Source organism: Mammaliicoccus sp. C-M13 (genome assembly GCF_022386845.1).
In the GTDB taxonomy this organism is placed as follows: domain Bacteria; phylum Bacillota; class Bacilli; order Staphylococcales; family Staphylococcaceae; genus Mammaliicoccus; species Mammaliicoccus lentus.
In genome coordinates this window covers 1-4,488 of sequence record NZ_JAJNHQ010000027.1, presented here as the reverse complement: position 1 = coordinate 4,488, position 4,488 = coordinate 1, and the positions used below count along the sequence as shown (strand labels likewise).

Sequence of the window (4,488 nt, the reverse complement as noted above, 5' to 3'; positions counted from 1 at the left end):
CAACCGCAAAGAGCCAAAACAAATTAGTTTCAGAGTGAGTGAACAGGAATATTCAAAGTTGAAACAGTCGGCAGAAACTTTGAATATGACAGTGCCTAATTTCGTTAAGAAAAAGGCACAAGGCAGTCGATTAGTGTCGCCAAAATTAGACAAAGAAACGCGACAATCGATTGCCAAAGATTTAAGTCATTTGGGTAGTAATGTGAATCAGATTGCTAAGTGGTTTAATCAAAATAAAGATAAGGCTACACATTTACCAGAAGAGAAATATCATGATTTAGAAAAGCAATTTGATGATGTGAAAAAGGAGTTGCATAAGATATGGCAACAACTAAATTAGGCAATACGAAGTCGGCAAGTCGTGCCATTAATTACGCAGAAGAACGTGCAGAAGAAAAAAGCGGCTTAAATTGTGATGTTGATTATGCTAAATCATATTTTAAGCAAACTAGGGCGTTATATGGCAAAGAGAATGGTGTTCAAGCACATACAGTCATTCAATCTTTTAAGCCTGGCGAAGTAACAGCTAAAGAGTGTAATGAGATAGGTTTAGAATTAGCTAAAAAAATTGCACCAGATTATCAAGTTGCAGTTTATACACATACAGACAAAGACCATTATCACAATCACATTATTATTAATTCAGTAAATTTAGAAACAGGCAACAAGTATCAGTCAAACAAAGAACAACGTGATTTTATAAAAAAGGCGAATGATCAGTTATGTGAAGAACGTGGTTTATCTGTGCCAGAAAAGTCATCAGAAATCAGATATACGTTGGCAGAACAGAACATGATAGATAAAGATAAAAGGTCATGGAAAAATGATATAAGAATGGCAGTTGAAGAAACAAAGGATAACGCAGTAGACTTTGAAGAATTTAATACTTTGCTAAAAGAAAAAGGTGTTGAAATCACGAGAGTAACGAAAAACAACGTAACGTATAGACACATTGAAGAAGATAAAAAAGTACGTGGGAATAAGTTGGGCGATTCTTATGACAAAGGAGTGATTGAAAATGGCTTTGCAATCGAGAAATTCAGACGAGAACGAGAAGAAGAACGAGAATACGATGAATATGCAGACACGTTCGAAGTTGACTGGGACGCAGTCGCAGAAAATTCAGAAGACCTTAGAAAACGAAGAATTGCAAGAACTGAAGAAACAAAACAAGCTAGTAATAAAATATATATCAGAGATGAAAGAACAACAGGACTTGAGAGAAAAGGAATTGCAGGCAATCAAGTCGAGTTTGAAAAAGACGACGGAGGACTTTCAAGGTAGAGGTAAAAAAGTCCATAATGATTTTGTTCGTTTGTTACAAAAGAATTTAAATCGAGTGAATGCAGAAGATATTGAGATAGAGGTTCGAAAAGATGTTTATGGAGTTCGAGAAGAAATTCATTCGATGTTGCGTGAAGTTAAACAATCACATGAACATTATCAAAAAAGACAAAAGCAATTATTTACTGGTATTGGTGCAATGTTATTAGTGTTTATGCTTTTTGCTTTGATTATGACGATTGGCAGAGATTTTATGGGCTTTTTACATGTAGATGTATTACAGAATGCCATAGCAAGCAAAATAAAGGCTTCTGAGGGCTTTATTTCAGTTTTATGGTACATTGCTTATGGTTTACCTTATATACTCGCTATAGGGCTATTTATTTGGTTGTATGAGTGGATAAGAGCAAGATTCCATGATTAAACAAAGTATGATCAGGCTTTTATGCCGAGAAAATTTATTTATATTGAGAAGTACCCTTAACTAAACTTGCAGACGAATGTCGGCATAGCGTGAGCTATTAGCCCGACCATTCGACAAGTTTTGGGTTTGTTAAGGGTACAGAGGCTCAATGTAAATAAAGCAATTGGAATAAAGCAACAAAGGGGGTTGAAGAAAATGAGTAAGAAGAAAAAGATTAATTTAGCAATATCAATTGCTCAAGTAGTAGTGCAGGCGTTAATACTTTATAACACTTATCAGCAATATAAATATTCTAAAAAATATTCAGCCTAATAAAAAAAGACTTAGTCTGAATAGACCAAGCCTTTTGTTAGTGTTATATTAATATGCAAATAAAAAAACAAAAAAAGAAGTCGCTCACTCCCTGACCAAAGTTTGTGAATGCGACTTACCTTAAAGAAAAACAGTTGGTGTTTTTTTCTTAATTTTTGTATATCTAGATATTAAACGATATTGGTTTATTCTTCAAGATATATATTCGGGTGAGCGACTTCTTAAACAAAATAAGGAGTCGATTTTTTATGAGTAAAAAAGCAGAAGAAATTCAGGCAAAACAAAGTTTGGAAAAGGAAAACTCAAATTTTTCTAAAACCGGATACTCTAATAGCCGGTTAAACCGACATATTATGTACACCCCCGAACCAAAATTACACTTTGATGCTATGACAATTGTTGGGAATCTTAATAAGAACAATGCTCACAAACTGTCTGAATTTATGAGTATTGCGCCACAAATTAGACTTTGGGATATATTACAAACCAAATTTAAAGCTAAGGCTCTACAAGAAAAAGTTTACATCGAATATGATAAAGTAAAAGCAGATGCGTGGGATAGACGTAATATGCGTGTTGAATTTAATCCTAATAAACTTACGCATGAAGAAATGCTTTGGTTAAAACAAAACATCATTGACTACATGGAAGATGATGGTTTTACAAGATTAGATTTGGCTTTTGATTTTGAAGACGATTTGAGCGATTATTATGCGATGACTGATAAATCAGTTAAGAAAACTATTTTTTATGGTCGTAACGGTAAACCAGAAACAAAATATTTTGGTGTTCGTGACAGTGATAGATTTATTAGAATTTATAATAAAAAACAAGAACGTAAGGATAATGCAGACATTGAAGTTATGTCTGAACACTTATGGCGTGTAGAAATTGAATTAAAAAGAGATATGGTTGATTATTGGAACGATTGTTTTAATGATTTACATATTTTGAAACCAGATTGGTCTAGTTTAGAAAAAGTAAAAGACCAAGCAATGATTTATATGCTAATTCATGAAGAAAGTACATGGGGTAAATTAGAAAGACGTACAAAAAATAAATACAGAGAAATGTTAAAAAGTATTTCAGAAATTGATTTAACGGACTTAATGAAATTGACTTTAAAAGAGAATGAAAAACAATTGCAAAAGCAGATTGAATTTTGGCAGCGTGAATTTAGATTTTGGGAGTGAAAAAACAATGAGGACTGAAAAAGAAATTTTAAATTTAGTTTCTGAATTTGCTTATCAACGAAGCAATGTAAAAATTATTGCTCTCGAGGGTTCAAGAACTAATGAAAATATAAAAAAAGATAAGTTTCAAGATTATGATTTTGCTTTTTTCGTATCAGATATTGAGTATTTCACACATGAAGAAAGTTGGTTAAGTTTATTTGGAGAATTATTGTTTATACAGAAACCAGAAGATATGGAATTATTCCCACCTGATTTAGATTATGGTTACAGTTATATAATGTATTTTAAAGATGGCATAAAAATGGATATTACATTAATTAATTTAAAAGATTTAAATCGTTATTTTAGTGATTCTGATGGTCTTGTAAAAATTTTAGTTGATAAAGATAATTTAGTAACTCAAGAAATTGTTCCAGATGACTCAAATTATTGGTTAAAAAAACCAACAGAACGAGAATTTTATGATTGCTGTAATGAGTTTTGGAGTGTCTCAACGTATGTAGCAAAGGGTGTTTTTAGAAGAGAAATATTATTTGCTTTAGATCATTTCAATAATATTTTACGTCCTGAATTATTAAGAATGATTTCTTGGTATATTGGCTTTAATAGGGGTTTTGATTTTAGTTTAGGAAAGAATTATAAGTTTATAAACAAATATTTAACTGATAAAGAATTCAATATGCTTTTAGCTACTTTTGAGATGAATGGATATAGAAAGACATACCAATCTTTTAAGCTTTGTTGTGAATTATTTAAATATTATTCAAATAAAGTAAGTTGTTTAGGAAATTATAACTATCCAAATTACGAAAAAAATATTGAGAATTTTATTCGTAATAATTATGAGAATTAATTTTATTAGCAACCACATTTTTGGTTGCTTTTGTTTTGATTTTGAATTTGGTTTTGAACTATGAGTGGCTAGCATTTTGCCACTCATTTTTTGCGTTAGCAAAAACATAAAGGGTCTGGGATTAATCCCAGCAAGCCGGTATATTCAGAACGAAGTGGCTAGAATATACGACGCTTGCCAAACCACTATATTACTTGAGAAAATATAGATTATATTATAAGCTATATTTATGAAAAGGAATATTTTTCGTCAGAAAGGTGGTGGGACTTGTGAACGAACATAAAGATAATTTGGCTAGCGATTTGTCTGTTGGGGGAAACCGTAAACCCAACCGCAAAGAGCCAAAACAAATTAGTTTCAGAGTGAGTGAACAGGAATATTCAAAGTTGAAACAGTCGGCAGAAACTTTGAATATGACA

Annotated in this window: 5 protein-coding genes and 1 pseudogene; all 6 read left to right on the top strand. The window is 31.7% G+C overall.

Translation table 11 applies throughout. The features are described 5' to 3' along the window. Positions 1-340 (top strand): plasmid mobilization protein (locus tag LQ615_RS13255; protein ID WP_239713616.1); only part of this gene is annotated, 340 nt, incomplete at its 5' end. Continuing rightward, positions 322-1,284 carry a relaxase/mobilization nuclease domain-containing protein gene (locus LQ615_RS13250; protein ID WP_000246202.1) on the top strand — a complete coding sequence of 321 codons (963 nt, stop codon included), beginning with the start codon at positions 322-324 and terminating at the stop codon, positions 1,282-1,284. The genes LQ615_RS13255 and LQ615_RS13250, both read left to right, overlap by 19 nt. Next, on the top strand, positions 1,253-1,708 hold the full coding sequence (locus tag LQ615_RS13245) for a DUF334 domain-containing protein (protein WP_000753824.1): 456 nt from the start codon (positions 1,253-1,255) through the stop codon (positions 1,706-1,708). Before LQ615_RS13250 ends, LQ615_RS13245 begins: the two co-directional genes overlap by 32 nt. Positions 1,709-2,268: 560 nt before the next feature. After that, a complete protein-coding gene (locus LQ615_RS13240) occupies positions 2,269-3,213 on the top strand; it encodes a replication initiation factor domain-containing protein (RefSeq protein WP_011167206.1) in 945 nt (314 codons plus the stop codon). Between the two features lie 7 nt (positions 3,214-3,220). Beyond that, positions 3,221-4,069, top strand: a complete 849-nt coding sequence (gene str, locus LQ615_RS13235) for a streptomycin adenylyltransferase Str (protein WP_001258486.1) — start codon at positions 3,221-3,223, stop codon at positions 4,067-4,069. A gap of 269 nt (positions 4,070-4,338) precedes the next feature. After that, positions 4,339-4,488, top strand: a pseudogene (locus tag LQ615_RS13230) (plasmid mobilization protein); the annotation flags it as partial.

Coding starts and splice junctions, on each gene's coding strand:
- LQ615_RS13250 (WP_000246202.1), top strand. CDS start 322: ATGGCAACAACTAAATTAGGCAATACGAAGTCGGCAAGTCGTGCCATT.
- str (WP_001258486.1), top strand. CDS start 3,221: ATGAGGACTGAAAAAGAAATTTTAAATTTAGTTTCTGAATTTGCTTAT.
- LQ615_RS13240 (WP_011167206.1), top strand. CDS start 2,269: ATGAGTAAAAAAGCAGAAGAAATTCAGGCAAAACAAAGTTTGGAAAAG.